Below are 4,615 nucleotides of genomic sequence, written 5' to 3'. Positions count from 1 at the left end.
CCGCCCCTGCGGCGCCGGCAGCCGACGCCGGCTCGGCACCGGCAGCACCAAAGCCGTAAGAAAGCGTTGGCCGGGCATCGACGGCCAACGGCAATGGGCGCCAGGCAGCACATACACCCGAGGGGGTCCCATGTCAGCACACATTTCGAAGGTCCGCCCGGAGCCTGACCGGGTCCTGGTGGACATTGTCGATTACGTGACCAGCTACCAGATCAAGAGTGCGCTCGCCTACGACACGGCCCGCAACTGTCTGATCGACACCCTCGGCTGCGGCCTGGAAGCCCTGTCCTACCCGGCCTGCACCAAACTGATGGGCCCGCTCGTGCCCGGCACGATCGTCCCCAACGGCGCCAGGGTTCCCGGCACGCAGTTCCAGCTGGACCCGGTGCAGGCCGCCTTCAATATCGGCGCCATGATCCGCTGGCTCGATTTCAACGACACCTGGCTGGCGGCCGAATGGGGCCACCCGTCCGACAACCTCGGCGGCATCCTCGCCACGGCCGACTGGCTCTCGCGCAATCATGTGGCCGCGGGCCGCAAGCCGCTGGCCATGAAGGACGTGCTCACCGGCATGATCAAGGCCCATGAGATCCAGGGCTGCATCGCGCTGGAGAATGCCTTCAACAAGGTCGGCCTGGACCACGTGGTGCTGGTCAAGGTGGCGTCCACCGCCGTGGTCGCCCGCATGCTGGGCCTGAGCCGCGACGAGATCGTCAATGCGGTGTCGCTGGCCTGGGTGGATGGCCAGTCGCTGCGCACCTACCGCCATGCGCCCAACACCGGCAGCCGCAAGAGCTGGGCCGCCGGCGACGCCACCAGCCGCGCCGTGCGCCTGGCGCTGATCGCCAGGACCGGCGAAATGGGCTATCCCTCGGTGCTCAGCGCCAAGGGCTGGGGCTTCTACGACGTGCTGTTCAAAGGCCAGCCCTTCAAGTTCCAGCGCCCCTACGGCTCCTATGTGATGGAGAACGTGCTGTTCAAGATCGCCTTCCCGGCCGAATTCCACGCGCAGACCGCGGTGGAAGCGGCCATGACCCTGCACGGCCAGCTCGCCGCCGCGGGCAGGACGGCGGCGGACATCAGGAAGGTCACCATCCGCACCCACGAAGCCTGCATCCGCATCATCGACAAGAAAGGCCCGCTGGCCAACCCGGCCGACCGCGACCATTGCATCCAGTACATGGTGGCGGTGCCGCTGCTGTTCGGCCGCCTCACCGCCGGCGACTATGAAGACCAGGTCGCGCTGGACCCGCGCATCGATGCGCTGCGCGACCGGATCACGTGCGTCGAAGATCCGCAGTTCACGGCCGACTACCACGACCCGGATAAGCGTTCCATCGCCAATGCGCTGACAATGGAACTGAACGACGGCACGGTGCTGCCGGAAGTGGTGGTGCAATATCCGATCGGCCACAAGCGCCGCCGCGCCGACGGCATCCCGCTGCTGGTGGAGAAGTTCAAGACCAATCTGGCCCGCCGCTTCCCGCTCAAGCAACAGCAGTCCATACTGGCCGTGTCGCTGGACCAGGCGCGCCTGGAAGCGATGCCGGTCAACGAGTATGTCGACCTCTACGTGATCTGAGCCGCCGGGAAAATCGGCAGGAACTGCGCGCGGGAGGCTGACGGGGGCTGCCGGCTTGGCCTAAAATCCACGCGGTGCGCACATTGATAAAGCCACGCAAGACAGATCGGCAAGAATCCATCACCCCAAAAGCAAGAAAACACAACGCAGGCAGAAAGGCAGTAGGCAAGAACAACGGCGCCTTCCCTGGCGCCGGGCGCCGCGAGGCTGGCCTGTTGCACCGGCCGCCGGCGGCGAAGCGCAGATTTACGAGTCCACCATACCAGCTAGTCCGCACCATCCTTCGATTGGAGTAAGGCAATGCCCCACAATCTCAATAAGACTCTGAAAGAATTCAAGATCGGCCCCTCCGGCAAGGGCCAGTTCTATTCCTTGCCGCAGCTGGGCAAGGCACTGGGCGTGGCCGTCGAGCGCCTGCCGGTATCGATTCGCGTCGTGCTGGAATCGGTGCTGCGCAACTGCGACGGCAAGAAGGTCACCGAAGAACACGTCAAGCAGCTCGCCAACTGGAAGCCCGTGGCCGAGCGAGTCGACGAGATCCCCTTCGTGGTGGCGCGCGTGGTGCTGCAGGATTTCACCGGGGTGCCCTTGCTGGCAGACCTGGCGGCCATGCGCAACGTGGCCGAGAAAATGGGCCAGAACCCGAAGAAGATCGAGCCGCTGGTGCCGGTGGACCTGGTGGTCGACCACTCCGTGCAGGTCGACCACTTCCGCGAGAAGAAGGCGCTGGACCTGAACATGCAACTGGAATTCCAGCGCAATAACGAGCGCTACCAGTTCATGAAGTGGGGCATGCAGGCCTTCGACACCTTCGGCGTGGTGCAGCCGGGCTTTGGCATTGTCCACCAGGTCAACCTGGAATACCTGGCCCGCGGCGTCCACAAGAAGGATGGCGTGTACTACCCCGACACCCTGGTGGGCACCGACAGCCACACCACCATGATCAACGGCATCGGCGTGGTGGGCTGGGGCGTGGGCGGCATCGAGGCGGAAGCCGGCATGCTGGGCCAGCCGGTCTATTTCCTGACGCCCGACGTGGTCGGCGTGGAACTGAAGGGGCGCCTGCGCGAAGGCGTGACCGCCACCGACCTGGTGCTGACCATCACCGAAATGCTGCGCCGCGAGAAAGTGGTCGGCAAGTTCGTCGAATTTTTCGGCGAAGGCACCGCCAGCCTGGCCCTGCCGGACCGCGCCACGATCGGCAATATGGCCCCGGAATATGGCGCCACCATGGGCTTCTTCCCGGTCGACGAGAAGACCATCGACTACTTCAAGGGCACCGGCCGCACCGAAGAGGAAATCGCCGCCTTCGAAGGCTATTTCCGCGCCCAGAAGATGTTCGGCGTGCCCAAGGCGGGCGAAATCGACTACACCAAGGTCGTCACGCTCGACCTCGGCACCGTGGCCCCTTCGCTGGCCGGCCCCAAGCGTCCGCAGGACCGCATCGAGCTCGGCAACGTCAAGACCACCTTTGCCTCGCTGTTCGCCAAGCCGACCGCCGAGAACGGGTTCAACAAGGACATCGCCGAGCTGGACAAGACCTACACCACGGCCGACGGCGTGGACGTGAAGAGCGGCGACGTGCTGATCGCCGCCATCACCTCCTGCACCAACACCTCCAACCCGAGCGTGCTGCTGGCCGCGGGCCTGCTGGCCAAGAAGGCCGTGGAAGCGGGCCTGAAGGTGGCGCCGCACATCAAGACCTCGCTCGCCCCCGGCAGCCGCGTGGTGACGGAGTACCTGCAAGCCGCCGGCCTGCTGCCGTACCTGGAAAAGCTGGGCTTCGGCGTGACCGCCTACGGCTGCACCACCTGCATCGGCAATGCCGGCGACCTGACGCCGGAACTGAACGAAGCCATCACCAAGAATGACCTCGTGGCCGCCGCCGTGCTGTCGGGCAACCGCAACTTCGAGGCGCGTATCCACCCGAACATCCGCGCCAACTTCCTGGCCTCGCCGCCGCTGGTGGTGGCCTACGCCATCGCCGGCAACGTCACGCGCGACCTGATGACCGAGCCGGTAGGCACCGGTAAGGGCGGCCGCGAGATCTACCTCGGCGACATCTGGCCGAGCTCGGAAGAAATCCACGCGCTGATGAAGTACGCGATGGACGCCAAGGTCTTCAAGGGCAACTACGAGCAGGTCAAGAAGCCGAGCAAGCTGTGGGCCAAGGTCAAGGGCACCAAGGGCCAGGTCTACGACTGGCCAGCCTCGACCTATATCGCCGAGCCGCCCTTCTTCCAGGACTTCGGCATGGAGCCGGCCGCCACCCAGTCCAGCGTGCGCGATGCACGCGCACTGGGCGTCTTCGGCGACTCCGTGACCACCGACCACATCTCGCCTGCCGGCTCCATCAAGGAATCGTCGCCGGCGGGCAGGTACCTGCTGGCCAATGGCGTGCTGAAGGCGGATTTCAACAGCTACGGCTCGCGCCGCGGCAACCATGAGGTCATGATGCGCGGCACCTTTGCCAACGTGCGCATCAAGAACCTGATGCTGCCGGCCAAGGCCGATGGCTCGCGCGTGGAAGGCGGCGTCACGCTGCACCAGCCTTCCGGCGAAGAAATGTCGATCTACGACGCCGCCATGAAGTACATCGCCGAGGGCACGCCCACGGTGGTGTTCGGCGGCGAGGAGTACGGCACCGGCTCGTCGCGCGACTGGGCGGCCAAGGGCACCCAGCTGCTTGGCGTGAAGGCCGTGATCACGCGCAGCTTCGAGCGCATCCACCGCTCCAACCTGGTCGGCATGGGCGTGCTGCCCCTGCAGTTCAAGGGCAGCGACAGCGTGCAGACGCTCGGCATCGTCGGCGACGAGACCTTCGACATCGAAGACATCGAGGGAGAACTGAAGCCACAGCAGGACGTGACGCTGGTGATCAAGCGCGCCAACGGCGACGTGCAGCGCGTGCCCGTGCTGTTGCGCATCGATACCCCGATCGAGGTCGACTACTACAACCACGGCGGCATCCTGCCGTTCGTGCTGCGCCAGTTGCTGGCCGCCTGACCGGCAAGCCCTGGGCCCTTGCCCTTA

General features: G+C 65.4%; 2 protein-coding genes. Both read left to right on the top strand.

All coding sequences use genetic code 11. The features are described 5' to 3' along the window. The first annotated feature begins 130 nt into the window (after positions 1 to 130). A complete protein-coding gene (locus P3W85_RS37680) occupies positions 131 to 1,582 on the top strand; it encodes a bifunctional 2-methylcitrate dehydratase/aconitate hydratase (protein ID WP_276268539.1) in 1,452 nt (483 codons plus the stop codon). 300 nt (positions 1,583 to 1,882) lie between these two features. Further along, positions 1,883 to 4,588, top strand: a complete 2,706-nt coding sequence (gene acnA / locus P3W85_RS37675) for an aconitate hydratase AcnA (RefSeq protein ID WP_276268538.1) — start codon at positions 1,883 to 1,885, stop codon at positions 4,586 to 4,588. Positions 4,589 to 4,615: the final 27 nt, after the last annotated feature.

This window comes from Cupriavidus basilensis, from assembly GCF_029335485.1.
Classification (GTDB): domain Bacteria; phylum Pseudomonadota; class Gammaproteobacteria; order Burkholderiales; family Burkholderiaceae; genus Cupriavidus; species Cupriavidus basilensis_E.
This window is presented reverse-complemented; position numbering and strand designations above follow the sequence as displayed.